At 68.1% G+C, this 15,703-nt stretch carries 13 protein-coding genes and 1 tRNA gene; 10 read left to right on the top strand and 4 right to left on the bottom strand.

The features are described 5' to 3' along the window. Positions 1 to 8: 8 nt before the first annotated feature. Positions 9 to 1,076: a type II glyceraldehyde-3-phosphate dehydrogenase gene (locus ACZ5TV_RS03220; protein WP_379782747.1), complete on the bottom strand. Its 1,068-nt coding sequence runs from the start codon at positions 1,074 to 1,076 to the stop codon at positions 9 to 11. Between the two features lie 210 nt (positions 1,077 to 1,286). Between ACZ5TV_RS03220 and ACZ5TV_RS03215 the strand changes: the two genes are divergently transcribed. Further along, entirely contained in the window at positions 1,287 to 2,237 is a 951-nt protein-coding gene (locus tag ACZ5TV_RS03215; RefSeq protein ID WP_379782749.1) for an aminopeptidase, read from the top strand. An 84-nt stretch (positions 2,238 to 2,321) separates the two neighbouring features. Here ACZ5TV_RS03215 and ACZ5TV_RS03210 read toward each other — a convergent pair whose 3' ends face one another. Then, positions 2,322 to 3,473, bottom strand: a complete 1,152-nt coding sequence (locus ACZ5TV_RS03210; RefSeq protein ID WP_464384092.1) for an HVO_0234 family beta-propeller protein — start codon at positions 3,471 to 3,473, stop codon at positions 2,322 to 2,324. Between the two features lie 170 nt (positions 3,474 to 3,643). Here ACZ5TV_RS03210 and ACZ5TV_RS03205 point away from each other — a divergent pair, with 170 nt between their 5' ends. Next, positions 3,644 to 4,627 (top strand): nucleoside recognition protein, encoded by a 984-nt coding sequence (locus ACZ5TV_RS03205; RefSeq protein ID WP_464384091.1) that lies wholly within the window; start codon positions 3,644 to 3,646, stop codon positions 4,625 to 4,627. Between the two features lie 50 nt (positions 4,628 to 4,677). On the opposite strand, the gene asd is transcribed toward ACZ5TV_RS03205, so the two are convergent. Then, positions 4,678 to 5,721, bottom strand: coding sequence for an aspartate-semialdehyde dehydrogenase (gene asd, locus ACZ5TV_RS03200; protein WP_379780814.1), 1,044 nt, complete (start codon positions 5,719 to 5,721; stop codon positions 4,678 to 4,680). Positions 5,722 to 6,010: 289 nt separating this feature from the next. Between asd and ACZ5TV_RS03195 the strand changes: the two genes are divergently transcribed. Both ACZ5TV_RS03195 and ACZ5TV_RS03190 read left to right on the top strand, forming a co-directional pair. Beyond that, positions 6,011 to 7,636 (top strand): Na+/H+ antiporter NhaC family protein, encoded by a 1,626-nt coding sequence (locus ACZ5TV_RS03195; RefSeq protein WP_379780816.1) that lies wholly within the window; start codon positions 6,011 to 6,013, stop codon positions 7,634 to 7,636. Positions 7,637 to 8,137: 501 nt separating this feature from the next. Further along, positions 8,138 to 9,811: a histidine kinase N-terminal 7TM domain-containing protein gene (locus tag ACZ5TV_RS03190; protein ID WP_379780818.1), complete on the top strand. Its 1,674-nt coding sequence runs from the start codon at positions 8,138 to 8,140 to the stop codon at positions 9,809 to 9,811. Between the two features lie 224 nt (positions 9,812 to 10,035). Here the strand turns inward: ACZ5TV_RS03190 and ACZ5TV_RS03185 are convergent. Then, positions 10,036 to 10,108 (bottom strand) — tRNA-His (locus ACZ5TV_RS03185). Positions 10,109 to 10,323: 215 nt separating this feature from the next. Between ACZ5TV_RS03185 and ACZ5TV_RS03180 the strand changes: the two genes are divergently transcribed. The 6 genes from ACZ5TV_RS03180 to ACZ5TV_RS03155 all read left to right on the top strand — a co-directional run bounded on the left by ACZ5TV_RS03180 (position 10,324) and on the right by ACZ5TV_RS03155 (position 15,674). Further along, positions 10,324 to 10,779 (top strand): DUF5814 domain-containing protein, encoded by a 456-nt coding sequence (locus ACZ5TV_RS03180; RefSeq protein WP_379780820.1) that lies wholly within the window; start codon positions 10,324 to 10,326, stop codon positions 10,777 to 10,779. 609 nt (positions 10,780 to 11,388) lie between these two features. Next, on the top strand, positions 11,389 to 12,240 hold the full coding sequence (locus ACZ5TV_RS03175; protein WP_464384329.1) for a COX15/CtaA family protein: 852 nt from the start codon (positions 11,389 to 11,391) through the stop codon (positions 12,238 to 12,240). A gap of 124 nt (positions 12,241 to 12,364) precedes the next feature. After that, the gene (locus ACZ5TV_RS03170; RefSeq protein ID WP_379783907.1) at positions 12,365 to 13,159 is read left to right on the top strand and encodes a basic amino acid ABC transporter substrate-binding protein; all 795 of its coding nucleotides are present in this window, start codon (positions 12,365 to 12,367) and stop codon (positions 13,157 to 13,159) included. A gap of 6 nt (positions 13,160 to 13,165) precedes the next feature. Further along, positions 13,166 to 14,005: an amino acid ABC transporter permease gene (locus ACZ5TV_RS03165; RefSeq protein WP_464384090.1), complete on the top strand. Its 840-nt coding sequence runs from the start codon at positions 13,166 to 13,168 to the stop codon at positions 14,003 to 14,005. Further along, positions 14,002 to 14,748, top strand: coding sequence for an amino acid ABC transporter ATP-binding protein (locus tag ACZ5TV_RS03160; RefSeq protein WP_379781850.1), 747 nt, complete (start codon positions 14,002 to 14,004; stop codon positions 14,746 to 14,748). The genes ACZ5TV_RS03165 and ACZ5TV_RS03160 overlap by 4 nt, the downstream gene beginning before the upstream one ends. After that, complete coding sequence (locus ACZ5TV_RS03155) at positions 14,748 to 15,674, top strand: amino acid ABC transporter permease (RefSeq protein ID WP_379781848.1); 927 nt, start codon at positions 14,748 to 14,750, stop codon at positions 15,672 to 15,674. The genes ACZ5TV_RS03160 and ACZ5TV_RS03155 overlap by 1 nt, the downstream gene beginning before the upstream one ends. Positions 15,675 to 15,703: the final 29 nt, after the last annotated feature.

Genomic DNA, 15,703 nt, shown 5'->3' with positions numbered 1-15,703 from the left:
GTCAGCGATCAATCGTCAGCCGTCACCGGACCGTTCGGCGTCAGTTCCTCACCCAGACGGCCCCCCAACCCGACGCCGAGCGCTTCGTTCGTCCGGGTGACCGACTCGTCCACGGGTATGTCCGTGGTCATGGCCCGGATCGCGTCGATGTTCTCCGGGACGACGTCCGCCTCTTGGTGTACGTTCTGGAACAGGTAGAGATCCGTCCCTGAGACGCTGATCGACTCCGCCCACAGGCAGTTCTCCCAGAGGTCTCCCCGCGGTCGCCCACAGTCCAGCGCGTACTCCTTCAGCTTTCCCGCGCCGTCGATCCCCGCGACCTCGGGGATGAGGAAGAGCCGGGATTCCCGTGCGAGCAGCTCGCGGACCTCGTCGGCAGTGGGCGCTGCCCCGAGACTGACGTTGACGCTGTGGGTGTGCATCGCCGTGACCGGCGCTTTCAGCGCAGCCGTGTCAATGTCGACCTCGGGAAGAACGGTGCGAACGTCCGGGCCGTGGTGGGAGGGAACGGTCGCCGGGTCCGGGACGATATCGTTGATCGGGCCCCGGTCGGTCTGTGCGGGGTCGCCGCCGCGACGAACAAGCGTGACGCGGGCTTTCTCGACTCCGTACGCTTCATCGAGCGGTGCGAGCAGCCGGGCGAGCCCGGTGGTGTTACACGAAACGACGCGCACGGTATCGGCGTCGCGGGCGGTCTCGAAGCTCGTCCGGGCGGTGAAGGAGGCGTCCGCGACGTTCGCGGCCTCGCCGCCCTGAAACACGGCTCGAACGTCGTGGGACGCGTAGCGCTCGCGGTTCCGTGCACCCACCCCGGCGGGACAGCAGTCGACTATCACGTCGACGCTATCGAGGAGGTCCGGGAGGGTGCCAGCGAGGGGGAGCCCGGCGTGCTCGAACTCGCCGAGACGGTCCGAATCTGCGGCGTAGAGGGCGTATCCGCGCTGGACAGCCGAATCGGCCTCGTGGTTCGGGCTCCGCTTCGCCACGCCGCGGAGCACCATGTCCGGCTGCGCCGCGACCGCGTCCGCGACCCGTTTCCCGATCGTCCCGTACCCGTTCACACCCACTCGTGTCATATCGGTATGACCTCCGTCGGCACGCATAATTCTTTCGAGGATTTTTCATAGAAACTAACTACGTCGCGAGTAACGGATCAGTTAATTCGGGGGATGTGAGCGTGTAACTGAATTGTGTAATAGAGTAGTAATTGCGGTTCGATCCGGGGCGGTCCGGGGCACCGCGTGCCGATGACAAGGACTAACGCCCGCCGGGACCCACTGATCTTTATGAGAGATCAGCTGGGTTCAGCGGCCCGAACGGCTATCGAGCAGTGCCTGCGTGTCGAGTCCGACGAGTCCGTCGTCGTCGTCACTGACGACGAGCGCGAACCGATCGGCGAGGCGTTGTACGATGCCGCGACTGAGGTCACCGACGACGCGACGGTCCTCCGGTACCCCCCGAGCGACCAGCACGGGACGGAGCCGCCGGCGCCCGTCGCGGCCGCGATGGCGGAAGCGGACGTCTTCCTCGCGCCGACGACGAAGAGCCTGAGTCACACCCGCGCCCGCGGCGCGGCTTGTGACGCCGGTGCGCGCGGTGCGACGCTCCCGGGGATCACGGAAGACGTGTTCGTAACGGGGCTCGACGCCGACTACGCTGCCATCGACGCCGCCTGCGACGACGTGCTCGACGCGGTCGGCGACGCGGACGAGATACGAGTCACGGCCCCCGCGGGGACCGACATCACGTTCGGCGTCGGCGACCGGGAGTGGCTCGCAGACACGGGGTCGGTCCACGCCCCCGGCGAGTTTTCGAACCTCCCGGCGGGCGAAGTGTTCCTCGCGCCCGAAACCGCGACCGGCACGTTCGTCGTCGACGGGACGATGATGCCGCACGGGCTGCTCGAGGAGGGTCAGACGCTGACGTTCGAGGTCGAAGACGGCCTCGTCACGCGGATCGACGACGACGCGATCCGCGCGGACATCGAGGCCGCCGCCGAGTCGGTCGGCGACGCCGCCTACAACCTCGCCGAGCTGGGGATCGGCACCAACGTCGGCGTCGAGACGCTCGTCGGGTCCGTACTCCTCGACGAGAAGGCGGCGGGAACCGTCCATATCGCGATCGGCGACAACGCCGGGATCGGCGGCGACACCGACGCACCTCTCCACCTCGACGGGATCGTCCGGAACCCGACCGTCCACGCCGACGGCGAGCCGATCGACCTCCCGAGCGCCTGAGGCGGTCCTGTCGCGTAGAGGGAGCTTCGCGATTGAACCCGCGCCACGCCACGGACCCGCCGCCCCCGTTCCGCGCCGCCCCCGTCACTCCACGGTCGCGAGCGCGACCCCGCCGACGTCGCGAACGCCCACCACTTGGTGTCGCCAGCCGTCGCCGGCGTCGACACACAGGGTCCCCGCCTCCGTGACGACGACCGAGATCCCCGGCCCGTAGCCGAGCGCGACGGGACGCTCGTCGACCGGAAGTGTCGGTGTCACCCACGCGTCTGAGTCCCACCCCTGAACCGACTCGCCCGACCTGATCGTACTCCCGGATTCCTCCTTTTCGTCGGGCGTGCTCCCGGATCTTCCCTTGTCGTCGGGCGTGCTCCCGGATCTTCCCTTGTCGTCGGGCGTGCTCCCGGATCTTCCCTTGTCGTCGGCCGTGCTCCCGGATCCTGCCCCGCCGGGGGGCGTACCCTCGGGTCCCTCTCCAACCGTTCCGTCACGGACGAGCAGCTCGCCCGCGACGACCGCCATCGCGTGGCCGCCGCCGTCCCCGGCGACCGCGGTCGCGGCCGCCTCCCGCGCCGCCATCCAACCGTTACCGAGCCAGTAGAGCCCGTCGCCGGTCGCCGCCAGCGGAACGCCGGCCCCGGCGACATCCCGGGCGTCGTCGAGGCCGACGGGAACGAGCGCCGGGTCGCCGTCTCCCCCGTCCGCGTCTGCGACCCGATGGACGCCGTCCGCGGCCGCGACGAGGGGACCGTCGATCGCTCGCGGGTCGGGGACCTCGCCGATCCGGACGGTCGTCGCGATCGGCGGTGAACCGTCGCTTGCGGGCTCCGCGACCGTGACCCGGTCGATCCTGCCGTCCGCGCGACCGACGAGGAACGCGTCGCCGTGGACGCCGACCGCGACCGCGGGCGGGTCCGTGTCGGCGTCGGCTCCGACTCCGCCGGGCTCCGACGTGTCGTCTACGGGGACGAACTCGGGATCGTCGTCGACGACCGCGACTCGGAGCCCGTTCCCGGTCGCGACGCCCACGAGGTCGGGATCGGACGCGCCGGCCCCCGGGCGGACGGCCACGTCGCGGGCGGGTTCCCGGGCGACCATGTCGAACGCGCCGACCTTGTCGGCCGAGAGCGCGACGCGGACGACGCCGGTCCCGGTGGCCACGTACGCGTCGGTGCGGCCGGCGCTCCCGGCGTACACGCGCTTCTCCTCGATCGAGATGTCGTCCTCCGCGGGTGCCATCGGCGGGGCTTCGGCGGCGCTCCACATAAGCCCCGCGTGCGGAGAATGGTGGCTGGTACGGGCTCAGGGGATGCGGGGATGACCGGGCTCCGTTCGTCCCGCCGTGTCCCGCCGGGGCCCGCGTCGTCGACTCCGATGCGCATTAGGCCGCCCGCCGCGTAGCGACGGTAGTGCAATCGGTGCTCCCCGAGCTCGTCGCGCTGCTGTCCGACGTCGTCCCCCGTCTGGCGCGGATCACCGTGTTCATCGCGGTCGGCGTGTTCGCGGCCAACGTCGCGGTCGCGTTCGGCCTGATCCGGTACGTCGCCGGTCTCGCCGGCTGGCTCACGCGTCCCGCCAACCTCCCCGACGAGGTCGGCACCGCGATCCTCACCACCGCGGCGTCGACGACGGCCGGATACGCCACGCTCGCCGAGTACCGCGAGTCGGGGCTGCTCGACGACCGGGCGACGCTCGTCGCCGTCACCATCAACACGTTCTTCGGGTTCGTCCAACACGTGTTCACCTTCTACATCCCGGTGTTGATCCCCATCCTCGGGACGACGACCGGGGTGGTGTACGTCTCCGCACGCGCCGGGATCGCGCTCGCGATCACGGTCACCGGCGTCCTCGCCGGCGGCCTGCTCCTCTCCGAGCGCAACGTGGATCGATCCGCGCTCGCCGATGTCGACGCGTCCGGACCCGACGCCGACGACCGGACCCGACGGGAACGGGTGCGTGACGCCGCCGAGAAATCCCGGTCGACGCTTCGACGGATCGTGCCGCGGCTCGCCGCCGTGTACACGCTCGTGATCGCGCTCGTCACCTACTACGACGTGGAAGGCCTGACGAGTGCCGCCGAGCCGATCACCGGGGTTCTCGGGCTTCCGGGCGCCGCGGTCCCCGTTATCGCCGTGTACACGCTCGATACGGTCGCCGGGGCCGTCACGCTCGCCGGCACCGAGGCCGGCGTGTTCACCACGCGGACCGCCGTCGCGAGCCTCCTGATCGGTGGGATCCTCTCGTTTGCGGTGTCGACGTTCCGGCGATCGATCCCGTTCCAGTACGGGATCTGGGGCGCGGAGTTCGGCACGAAGGTGATCGCCGTCAACACGGCGCTGAAAATCGTCTTCATCTCGCTCACCGTCGCCCTGCTCCTCGCGCCCGTGTGGTGACTCCCGCTCGGAAGCGGCCCGTTCTTCTCCCCCGGACGCAACTCCCTCGCTCAGACGTAGCCTTCCTCGACGAGCAGTTCGCCATTGAGCAGCGACGCGCCGGCCGCGCCACGGATCGTGTTGTGTGCGAGACAGTTGTACTTCGCGCCGGTGGCGGTTTCCTGAACGCCGCCGGCGACGATCCCCATCCCGCCCGCGTACGTGCGGTCGAGTCGGGGCTGCGGTCGGTCCGGCTCGTCGTCGCCGAACACCTTTATTAACTGGTCGGGCGAGCTCGGCAGGTCCGCGCTCTCGAACGAGCGCATCGCCTCCCGGAGCGCTGCGGGCGAGGGCTCGTCGGCGAATTCGACGAACACGTTCTCCAGGTGCCCGTCCAGCGTCGGGATGCGGTTACACGAGGCGGCGACGTCGGCTCCGTGCAGTCGCACTTCCGCGCCGGTGAACTCGCCGAGTAGCTTCCGTGACTCCGTTTCCATCTTCGCCTCCTCGCCGCCGATGTGGGGGATCGCGTTGTCGATGATCTCCATCGAGGTGACACCGGAATACCCCGCACCCGACACCGCTTGGAGGGTGGTGACGTGGACCCGTTCGAGCCCGAACTCGTCGAGCGCCGCGAGCGTCGGCACCATCGTGATCGTCGAGCAGTTCGGGTTCTTCACCAGGGCCCCGTCCCAGCCCCGTTCGTCGCGCTGGACCTCGATCAGTTGGAGGTGCTCCGGGTTGATCTCCGGGATCGTGAGCGGCACGTCGGTCGCCATCCGGTCGTTCGAGGAGTTCGAGGAGACGACGTACCCCGCCTCCAGAAACGCGGGTTCGACCTCGCTCGCGACGCCGGACGGTAACGAGGAGAAGAGGAGGTCGACGTCCGCGTCGGCGATCCCCGCCGGCGACGTCTCGACGACTTCCATTTCCGCGACGTCGTCCGGGATCGGGGTGTCGACGCGCCACTTGGCGGCCTCGCGATACGTCTTTCCCGCGCTGTCCGCGCTCGCGGTGACGGCCGCGAGCTCGAAGGTTGGGTGGTCGTCGAGCAGCTGGATGAACCGCTGGCCCACGGCGCCCGTCGCACCGAGGATACCGACTCGTACAGACATTGCGCGTGGATGAGTCACAGACGCGTAAGTGGCTTCGGATAGCTGCCGATTCCGCCGTCCGCCGAGGGCTCCGCGACGGTATCGGTTCGATGCCGACGATCCGTCGGTGCTTCGAGCGACATCCCGACGACCTCTCGGCGATGCCGTCTAGAACCGCCGGGCCGACGGGCCGCCTCGCTCCGATTGACGGCTTGGATCCGACGGGCCGCCTCGCTCCAACGGAAGGCGGCCGGCCGCCAGCTCGGGCCGTAAGCCGGGTTTAAGTCCCCTCCCCCGAGTGTGTCACGTTATGTCATCGTTCGGTGTCCTCTCGATCGTCCCGCCGCTGCTCGCCATCGTGCTGGCGATCGTCACTCGGAAGGCGATCCTCTCGCTGTTCCTCGGCGTGTGGGCCGGGGCCGTCATCTACACCGGCGGGCTGGGGATCGTCCAGACGTTCGACTGGATCATCGACGCGGTCGTCGCCGACGGCGGGTTCCACGCCACGATCATCGTCTTCACCCTGCTTTTGGGCTCCGGCGTCGCGATGATCTGGAACCTCGGCGGCTCCTACGCCGTCCGCGACTGGGGATTGTCGCGACTCGACAGCCGGCGTGACGCGGGGCTCGTCACGTGGCTTTTAGGGATCGTGTTGTTCTTCGACGACTACGCAAACACCGCCATCGTCGGGTCGTCGATGAAGGACGTCTCCGACGGGCTGCGTGTCTCCCGCGAGAAGCTCTCCTACATCGTCGACTCGACGGCTGCGCCCGTGGCGACGCTCGGGATCTCCTCGTGGGTCGCGTTCCAGCTCGGGCTGATCAACGACGCCTACGACAACCTCGGGATCGCGGATGCCCCCTCTCCATTCGAGGTGTTCCTCTCGTCGATCCCGTTCAACGCCTACTCGATCCTCGCCATCGCCATGGTCGGCATCATCGTTCTCACCGGGCGTGACTACGGAGAGATGCTGACCGCCGAACACCGCTCCGCGTCGACCGGTAAGGTGACGCGCGACGACGCGGTCCCGATGCAGGACGTGGAGGCCGAGCTCGGCGACCCGAGCGCGGCCGAGCCGCGCCTCGTCAACTTCTTCGCGCCCGTCGCCGTGCTCGTCGCCGTCACCGTCGGCTCCGCGCTGTGGACCGGCTACGAGCCCGGCGCGTCCCTGTACGACATGGTGATCGACGCCGACTACGCCGCCGCGCTCCTGTACGGCTCGTTCGCGATGGTCGCCTCCGGGTTCGCCCTCGGAAAGATCTACGGGATCTTCGGAGTCGGCGAGGCGACCGACACGACCGTCAACGGGTTCGGGATCATGCTCACGGCGGTCACCGTCCTCGTGTTGGCGTGGTCGATCGGCGAGGTCGTGGCCGCGCTGGAGACCGCGGACTTCATCGAAGGGTTCGTGAGTGAGGAGTTCCCGACGGCGGTCCTCCCCGTGGTGGTGTTGCTCCTCTCGGCGTTCGTCGCGTTCTCGACCGGTACTTCCTGGGGCGCGATGGGGATCCTCACGCCCGTCGCGATCCCGGTCGCGTGGTCGCTGACGGGCGACCACACGATGGTCGCCGCCGTCGTCGGCGGGGTGTTCTCAGGGGCGATCTTCGGTGACCACACCTCACCGATCTCCGATACGTCCGTGTTGTCGGCGACGTTCACCGGCGCTGACCTCATCGACCACGTTCGGACCCAGCTGTACTACGCCGTCACCGTCGCCGTCGTCGCGATACTCCTCTTGCTCGTCTGGGGGGCCACCGGGATCTCCCCGGTTGTCCTCCTTCCTGTCGGGGTGATCGTCCTGATCGGACTCGTCTACGGGCTCTCCGAGTTCGACGCGAACCGCCGCGGGATCGACCCGGTCGCCGCCGATCCCCCCGAAGCCCGCGACTCCGGCGGGAGCGTCCCCGGCGAGGGCGGAGCCGACGGCACGCAGTGATGTCGGTGCGGTCACGACGCGGACTGGCGGTGCCGTCGCGTCGACCGACGGGGCCGCCCGTCGGGTGACGCTCCATCGGGTGACGGCCCGTCGCGGTGTTTAAGCCTACGCGGGGAGAATCACCGATGCGTGCCCTTAGTCCCCGCCCGAGTACTCCCTGATGGGAGCGATGACAGCGCGGAGAACCCAGGCGCGTGACATCCGGTCGCTGACGCGACCCGCCCGTCGCCGCGCAGGCGACCGCCCGCCACGAGGGTTTCCCGGTCGACGCGGCACGCCGCCGGAGATGAGACCGGTCGTTAGTGTTGCGGGCGTACATTTCGCGATACCGATAGAACGATCTGCCGTACGGAGGCGACCACGTACGAGGATCGACGGCCGGCACGCGGCGAACGCGCGCCCCCGGACCCGTGTCGCCGACGCAGCACCCGATTTACCGACGCGACTGAACGGTATCCACAGCGTTATACTCCGTTATAGATTACGTGCATCCATCGACTAATGACTCCGGGAGCGGTCGGACTCGCGATCGTGGTCGCTTCGTTCGCGGCCAGCGGCGGGGCGCTGTATCTCCTCCAGTACCTGTACCGTCAGCGCGGGAAGTCGGGCGCGAACTGGTTCATGGGGAACATGGCGTCGGTCGCCGTGTTCTGTCTCGCATACGGGGTCGCGTTGCTCGTGTTCGACCCGACGGTGCGGCTTGTGCTTGCGGTCGTCGCGTTCGTCTGCGTCTGTTTCATGGGTCCGTTCTTCCTCGCGTTCGGTCTCGATTACACCGGTCGGGGGAACCTCATCCGCACCCCGCTGTTCGGGATCGTTGCCGCGGTCCCGGTCCTGTCGGCGGTCCTCGCCGCGACGAACCGGGTTCACGGGCTCATCTGGACCGAGTTCCAGTTCGACCCGGTGTTCGGGCTCGCCACGGCCACGTACACCGTCCAACCGTGGGGGGCCTTCGCGTTCCTGTTCTCTATCGCGACCGCCGGCGTCGGTTCGCTGCTACTGATCGGCGCGATCCTGAGTTACGGGCCGCTGTACCGGCGTGAAGCGACGGCGGTGATCCTGAGTACCGTCCCGCCGTCGGTCGGCGTGTCGCTGTGGCTGTTCGGCGTCGGACCGGTCCCACAGCTGCATCTCACCGCGCCGCTGATGCTCGTCCACGTCGCACTCGACGCGTACGCGTTCGTCGGCACCCACATGTTCGAGACGAACCCGGCGACACAGCGGATGGCGGAGCAGACCGGGTTGGATTCGTTGTCGGACCCCGTGTTCGTCCTCGATACCAACGAACAGGTCGTCCGGGTGAACGGCCGGGCGGAAGAACGCTTCCTGTCCCCGTCGACGTCGCCCCCCGCCCCACTCGAGTCGGTTCTCGGTGTCACGTTAGGGACGCTCCGTGAGACGGGCGAACTCACGCTCGGGGCCGAGCGCGGCGGGACGTTCGCCGTGTCGTTTACCGATCTGACCGACCCGGTCGGTGAGTCGGTGGGGAGTATGGTCGTGCTGTACGACGTGACGGAGGAGCGCGAGCGCGGGCAACAGCTCGGAGTGTTGAACCGCGTGCTCAGGCACAACCTCCGGAACGAGACGATGGTCATCAGTGGATACGCGGAGCTGTTGGAAACGACCGTCGACGACCCCACACAGGCGATACAGGCCGGTACGATCGCGGCCGCAAGCGATCGACTACAGTCGATCGCTGAAAAGGCCGGCGAGTTCGACGACATCCGAGAACGGGGGGTCCAACCGGAACTACTCCCCGTGGAACACGTCGTCGCCCAGGTCGTCGAGACGCGTTCGGCCGCACACGACGATGCGACGATCACGTACACGGTCGAGCCGGCAGATCACCGGATCCGTGCCGATCGACGGATCCTGTCGGTGCTTCTGGACAACCTCGTCGAGAACGCGACCATCCACGCCGACGCCGCGGAGCCGACGGTTAGTATCGCCGTCACGGGAGCGGCTGAGGCGGATAGCGAGACGCGGATCGAGATCCGGGACAGCAACGACCGGATCCCCGAACACGAGATCGAGACGCTCCGAGCGGGCGAGGAAACGTCGCTCCAGCACGGGCAGGGGATCGGGTTGTGGATCGCCTACTGGTGTACGCGCAAGCTGCGCGGAGACATGCGCTTCGAGTACGACGACGGGAACGTGCTGACGCTCACGATCTAGCGTCGCTCTCGCCATCGCCTCCGACCGTGATGACTACTCCCCGATCGAGTCGGCGGTTCGATCCACGCTCGCCTTCCGGCTTTTCCACTCCTCCCTTCGGGCGTCGTGAAAAAGTCCGGGTGCGAGAATCGAACCACGGTCGTTCCGCTCGCTGCGCTCGCTTCACTCCCCGATTCGATTCACGGTCGGACTTTCGACTCCTCACATCCGTTCGTCGTCAGAAAGTCCGGGTGCGAGAATCGAACCCGCGTCTCAGCCTCCACAAGGCTGAAGGATAGTCCACTACCCTAACCCGGACACGCGTCGTCAACTACCCTGCTTTGATAAATAACGGTTACGACTCCCGGATGGGCGTGTGACATCGTGGCGTCCCGGGCCGTCTCCGTCCGTCGGCGACGAACCGATCGCGTGAGACGGGCCTTGGAGCCGCCCACACACCGGAGAAGCCGCCCACACACCGTCGGAGCCGACCACACGTCTTTTGCCGGTCGCTCGCGTACCACCGGTAACCCGTGGCGTTCACCGACAAGATCTACGTGAAGAATCACCGGCAGCTCGCCTCCCAGTTGGAGACGAACATCCCAAAGGGGGCGTTCGCCGGCGCGACCCTCGACATGCTGTTCACCGGCGACGGGCTCTCGAAGCTCGACTCGACGACCAGGGACCGGATCCTCGATTTCGCCGAGGACTTCCTCGATTGCGACTGCCAGGCGAACCCCTACTGCGGCTGTGCGGAGCGGAAGTTCATCCGATACGTCCTCGAACTTCGCGCCGAGGGGTTGGGCCCGCAGGCCATCGTCGACGTGATGACTGACGACTACATGGTGTACGCGTACACCGGCGACGTCCGCTCGTTCCTCGACGACGCCGTCCGCCAGCTGGAGGCCGTCGAGACGCTCGCCGACGTCGAGGGCAACGACGAGATGTCCGCGAAGGCCCGCCGAGCGAAACGCGAGCTGTCCGGCTGAGCGAGCCACGTTGCGTCGCCGGCCGGAGGCCCCTTTTATATCCCATTCGGCCGCTCCCGATCGCTCGGCGGATCGGGTGTCGGTAGTCGCGGGCGCGGTGGACGCCGCGGCGTCCGTGATCGCTTATAAGTGGGCGGCGGCGCGGCGATCTCCTTCACGGATCCGTCGGACACAGCCCCGTCGGACACAGCTCCGCACCGCACCTCACACCTCCCCAGCCTCGCCGGGTCGGTGCTTATAAGCACCGACCCGGCATCCCTCGCGGTCGGTTCGCGCCCTTATAAGGGCGCGAACCGGCACGCCACCGCTCGGCTGGAACGGTGCGATCGGCCGTTCGTTGGGGCGGTGCGATCGGCCGTTCGTTGGGACAGTGCGATCCCCCCTTCGCTTGGGGCCGATGCTGCTCCGGTCGGCGGGACGACCCGTCGGACCCCCTTATATACTCCCGTCGACCGGGTGCGGGTCGCGGACGGCGTTCGCGGGTCGTGTCCTCGTTCCCGCACGCGTGGACCGTCCGAACGGTCTAAGTACGCGGAAACCCGACCACTGACAATGAGTCTTCGGCCCGCGTGGATGACGTTCCGGCGGTACGCGGCGGCGACGACCGGGATGACGCTGACGTTGTTCGCGATCGGCGTGTACACGGCGGCGACCGGTTCCGGACTGGCCTGTGAGGCGCAGTGGCCGCTGTGTTCCGACCAGCTGATCCCCGCACTGACGATCAACCCCGACTTCATCGAGTGGTTCCACCGCGTCTGGGCGATGGTCACTGGCTTCCTCATCATCGGCGTCGCCGGCTGGGCGTGGCTCGGCCGGTTCGACCGCCGGACCCGACTGGCGGCGACGCTCGCGGTGGCGATCCTCCCGGTCCAGATCACCGTCGGGGCGATAACGGTGACTATCAGCGGGCTCGTTCCCGGGGGATACACCGTTTCGACGCACGCCGCACACCTGATCGTCGCGCTCACGATCTTCACCCTGCTCGGGCTCGTGACGATGTGGGGCGGGCGCGAGGACGGTCCCGGCGGCGGTTCGACCCGACTCCTCCGGATCGGCGTGACGGTCGCCGTCGTCGGCGTCGTCGCGAGCGCCGTCTTCTCCCGAGCCGTCCCCCTCCTCACCTACTCGCCGGGCGCACAGGCGACCTTCTACGTCGCCGGCTTGGCCGCGCATCTCGGGCTGGTGGCGGCCGTCGTGGCTGCGTCCGAGGGCGTTGACGGCGGGCTCTCCGGGATCGACCCGTCGACCGCCCGGGCGGTTAGGACGCTCTCCGCCGGGGCGATGGCGGGGCTCGTCGCCACGCTGCTGCTCGGCCGTGACCTCGTGTTGTACGACTCGTTCTGGCAGGGCGTGAACTTGGTCGCGCTCGCCGCCGCGCTCCTCTTCGCCGCCGCGGCCGGGTGGACGCTCCGGACCGCGGACGCGGCCCCGCGCACCTCAACCCCGATCGGCGGCGACTGACCGGCTGCTCGGCGTACCGGGCGTCCACTGTCTCGGATCGGCGGCCGGCAGACACGGTCCGTACAAGCGTTGTCGACCGAGGACGGGAGGAAAGGTTCAAATCGCTCCACGCACACCCACGGGTATGACATACCGCAGTGAGACCGATATGAGCCGTCGGACGTACCTACAGCTGACCGGCGGGGCGAGCGTCGTCGGGGCGACCGGACTCGCCGGCTGTCTCGGCGACGACGACGACGTGATCGTGCCCGGGACCGCGTCCGGCTTCCCGCCGTTCGAGTTCCGCGAGGACGGCGAGCTGATGGGGTTCGACATCGACCTGCTGGAGGCGGTCGTCGCCGAGACCGAGTACGAGCTCGGCGAGTGGGAGGACTTCGACTTCGACGGGCTGATCCCCGCGCTCACGGGCGACCGCATCGACGTGATCGCCGCGGCGATGACGATCTCGCCCGACCGACAGGAGACGATCGCCTTCACCGACCCCTACTGGGAGTCCGACCAGGCCGTGCTCGTCCGCGAGGACGACGGGTTCCAGCCGGCGAGCTGGACCGACTTCGAGGGGCGTCCGGTCGGCGCACAGTCCGGAACCACGGGCGCGGAGCAGGTACAGACGAACCTCATCGATACGGGGGTCATCGACGAGGACGACTACTCCTCGTACGACAACTACGTCTTCGCGGTCGAGGACCTCGAGAACGGGAACATCGACGGCGTCGTCATCGACCTGCCGGTCGCCGAGACGTTCGCCGCCCAGCGCGACGTGGCGATCGCGTTCGTCGAGGAGACCGGCGAGGAGTACGGCTTCGGACTCCGACAGGACGAATCCGAGCTCCAGACGGCGCTGAACGACGGGCTCGCGGCGGTTCGTGACGGTGACGAGTACGCCGAGATCACGGACCGCTGGTTCGGCCAGGAGTAGCGTCGGATGTCCGCGTCGGTGGGGGTCGCGGTGGCCCTGTTCGGCGCGCTCGCCGCGGCCGTCAGCGACGCCGCCGTCGCGTCGGCGGCGGCGACCCCAAGCGCGGTCGCACCGCCACTGCTCCAACCGCTCGACTCCCTCATCGGGTTCGTCGGCGATCTCGAGGACTGGCGGTTCGTGTTCCGGAACGCCGACTACCTGCTCGGGGGCGCGGTCGTCACCGTCGGGCTGACGGTCGCATCGATCCTCTTAGGTTTCGTCGTCGGCTTCCCGGCCGGCGCGGTCGAGGTATACGGCGACGGCCCGCTCAAACGACTCGTCGAGGGGGTCGGCGTCGTGTTACGCGGGACGCCCATCGTCGTCATCCTCGTCGTGATGTACTTCGTGATCGGCGTTCCGCAGGTGAACCTCGGTCCGTACTCGCTGTCGGGAGCGATAACCTCCGGCATCCTCGGGTTGGGGCTCCGGAGCGCCGCGTACCAGTCGCAGATCTTCCGGTCGACGCTCGCGAGCGTCGACGACGGCCAGCTGGAGGCGGGGCGGGCGATCGGCCTCTCCCGGTTCGAGGCGGTCAGGCACGTCGTCGTCCCGCAGGCGCTCAGACGGTCGATCCCGGGGTTCCAAAACGAGTTCACCATCGTGTTGAAAGACACCAGTATCGTGTTCGCGATCGGACTCGCGGAGCTCCTGACCCGCGGGTACGACCTGTTTATCGAGCGGACCACCGCCGTCCTTGAAGTGATCGTGTTCATCAGTGCCATCTACTTCGTGCTCACGTTCGTGACGAACCGCGCGCTCGACCGCCTCGGCGACCACTACGCGATCCCCGAGGGTGAGTCGGCGTGACCGACGAGGGGTTCCTCGCCGTCGAGGACGTTTCGAAGTGGTACGGCGACGAGCAGGTGCTTCACGACGTCTCTTTCGAGATGGGAGCGGGCGACGTCACCGTGCTCATCGGGCCGTCGGGCTCCGGCAAGTCCACGATGCTCCGCTGTGTCAACCGGCTCGCCGAGGCACAGGAGGGGTCGATCCGCCTCGACGGTGTCGACGTGCTCGATCCGGGAACGGACGTGAACGAGCTCAGACGCGAGGTCGGGATGGTGTTTCAGGGGTTCAACCTGTTCGCACACCTCACCGCCGTCGGTAACGTCGCGCTCGGCCCGCGCCGCGTGCTCGGCTTGTCGAAGTCGGACGCGATGGAACGGGCCCGCGAAGAGCTCGAGCGGGTCGGGCTCGGCGACCAGTTCGACTCCTATCCGGCGGAGCTCTCCGGCGGACAACAACAGCGGGTCGGGATCGCCCGGGCGTTGGCGATGGGACCGAAGCTCATGCTGTTCGACGAGCCGACGAGCGCGCTCGACCCCGAGCTGATCGGGGAGGTGTTGTCGGTGATGCACGACCTCGTCGATGACGGGATGACGATGCTCGTCGTCACCCACGAGATGAGCTTCGCGCGCGCCGTCGCCGACGAGATCGTCTTCCTCGACAACGGTCGGGTAGTCGAGCGGGGGCCACCCGAGCAGCTGTTCGAACGTCCCGAACACGACCGGACCGGCCGGTTCCTCGAACGCATCGCGGGACACGACTGATGGCGAGCGCGACGAGACCCGCAGGGTTGCGTCGGCGCGCGTCCGAGACGGAGCTCTCCGTCGGTCGGGTCCTCCTGGTAGCCGCCGGCGTCGTCTTCTGGGGCTGGCTGCTGGCGAGCTGGCTGAACCGATGGTTCGGGGGCGTCCTCGTTCCCGTCGGCGAGCCGTTCGTCGCGCCCGGGACCGTCGAGGCCGTCGTCGCGTCGGTCCCGATCGTCGCCGCCTACGCCGGCGATCTCGCGTTCGTCACGGGGATCTCGCCGGAGATCGCTCGCGGCATGTGGCTGACGGTCGTCATTACGGCGGTGAGCCTGTTCGTTGGGTTCTTTATCGCGGTGCCGCTGTCGGTCGCGCGGGTGTACGGCCGATACACGGCGTACGCCTCGTTGGCGTACACCGAACTGTTGCGCGGGACGCCGCTTCTCGCGCAGCTGTTCGTGCTCCACTTCGGGCTGAACCTCGGACAGTACGTCCCCGGCGTCCTCTCCGGGCTATTCATCCGGGACGTCGTCTGGGTCGCGATCGTCGGATTCACGCTCAACGGGGCCGCCTATCAGGCGGAGTACATCCGCGGGGCCCTAGAGAGCGTCGAGGAGGGGCAGATCACTGCGGGCCGGGCGATCGGTCTCTCGAAGGTGGAAACGATCTACTACGTCGTGTTGCCCCAGGGGCTCCGGTACGCGATCCCCTCGTGGACGAACGAGTTCGTCTACCTGATCAAGTACTCGTCGCTGGCGGCGTTCATCACGGTGCCCGAGCTGTACTACCGCGCGTTCCAGATAGCCTCCGACACGTTCCGCTACTCCACGATATTCGCGGTGACGGGACTCGCGTATCTCGGATTAGTCCTCACCGCCTCGAAGTTCATGGGCCGGGTCGAGGACCGGGTGGCGATCCCGGGGCTCGGCGCGGAACGGGAGCGATGAACCCGTGACCTGACCGGACCCGGATCGAC

This window comes from Halorubrum tibetense, assembly GCF_055396225.1.
Note: the sequence above shows the minus strand (reverse complement) of the source record. Positions and strands in the feature narration are given on the sequence as shown.

Coding starts and splice junctions, on each gene's coding strand:
- ACZ5TV_RS03155 (WP_379781848.1), top strand. CDS start 14,748: ATGGCGAGCGCGACGAGACCCGCAGGGTTGCGTCGGCGCGCGTCCGAG.
- ACZ5TV_RS03170 (WP_379783907.1), top strand. CDS start 12,365: ATGACATACCGCAGTGAGACCGATATGAGCCGTCGGACGTACCTACAG.
- ACZ5TV_RS03165 (WP_464384090.1), top strand. CDS start 13,166: ATGTCCGCGTCGGTGGGGGTCGCGGTGGCCCTGTTCGGCGCGCTCGCC.
- ACZ5TV_RS03175 (WP_464384329.1), top strand. CDS start 11,389: ATGACGCTGACGTTGTTCGCGATCGGCGTGTACACGGCGGCGACCGGT.
- ACZ5TV_RS03215 (WP_379782749.1), top strand. CDS start 1,287: ATGAGAGATCAGCTGGGTTCAGCGGCCCGAACGGCTATCGAGCAGTGC.
- asd (WP_379780814.1), bottom strand. CDS start 5,721: ATGTCTGTACGAGTCGGTATCCTCGGTGCGACGGGCGCCGTGGGCCAG.
- ACZ5TV_RS03220 (WP_379782747.1), bottom strand. CDS start 1,076: ATGACACGAGTGGGTGTGAACGGGTACGGGACGATCGGGAAACGGGTC.
- ACZ5TV_RS03210 (WP_464384092.1), bottom strand. CDS start 3,473: ATGGCACCCGCGGAGGACGACATCTCGATCGAGGAGAAGCGCGTGTAC.
- ACZ5TV_RS03190 (WP_379780818.1), top strand. CDS start 8,138: ATGACTCCGGGAGCGGTCGGACTCGCGATCGTGGTCGCTTCGTTCGCG.
- ACZ5TV_RS03195 (WP_379780816.1), top strand. CDS start 6,011: ATGTCATCGTTCGGTGTCCTCTCGATCGTCCCGCCGCTGCTCGCCATC.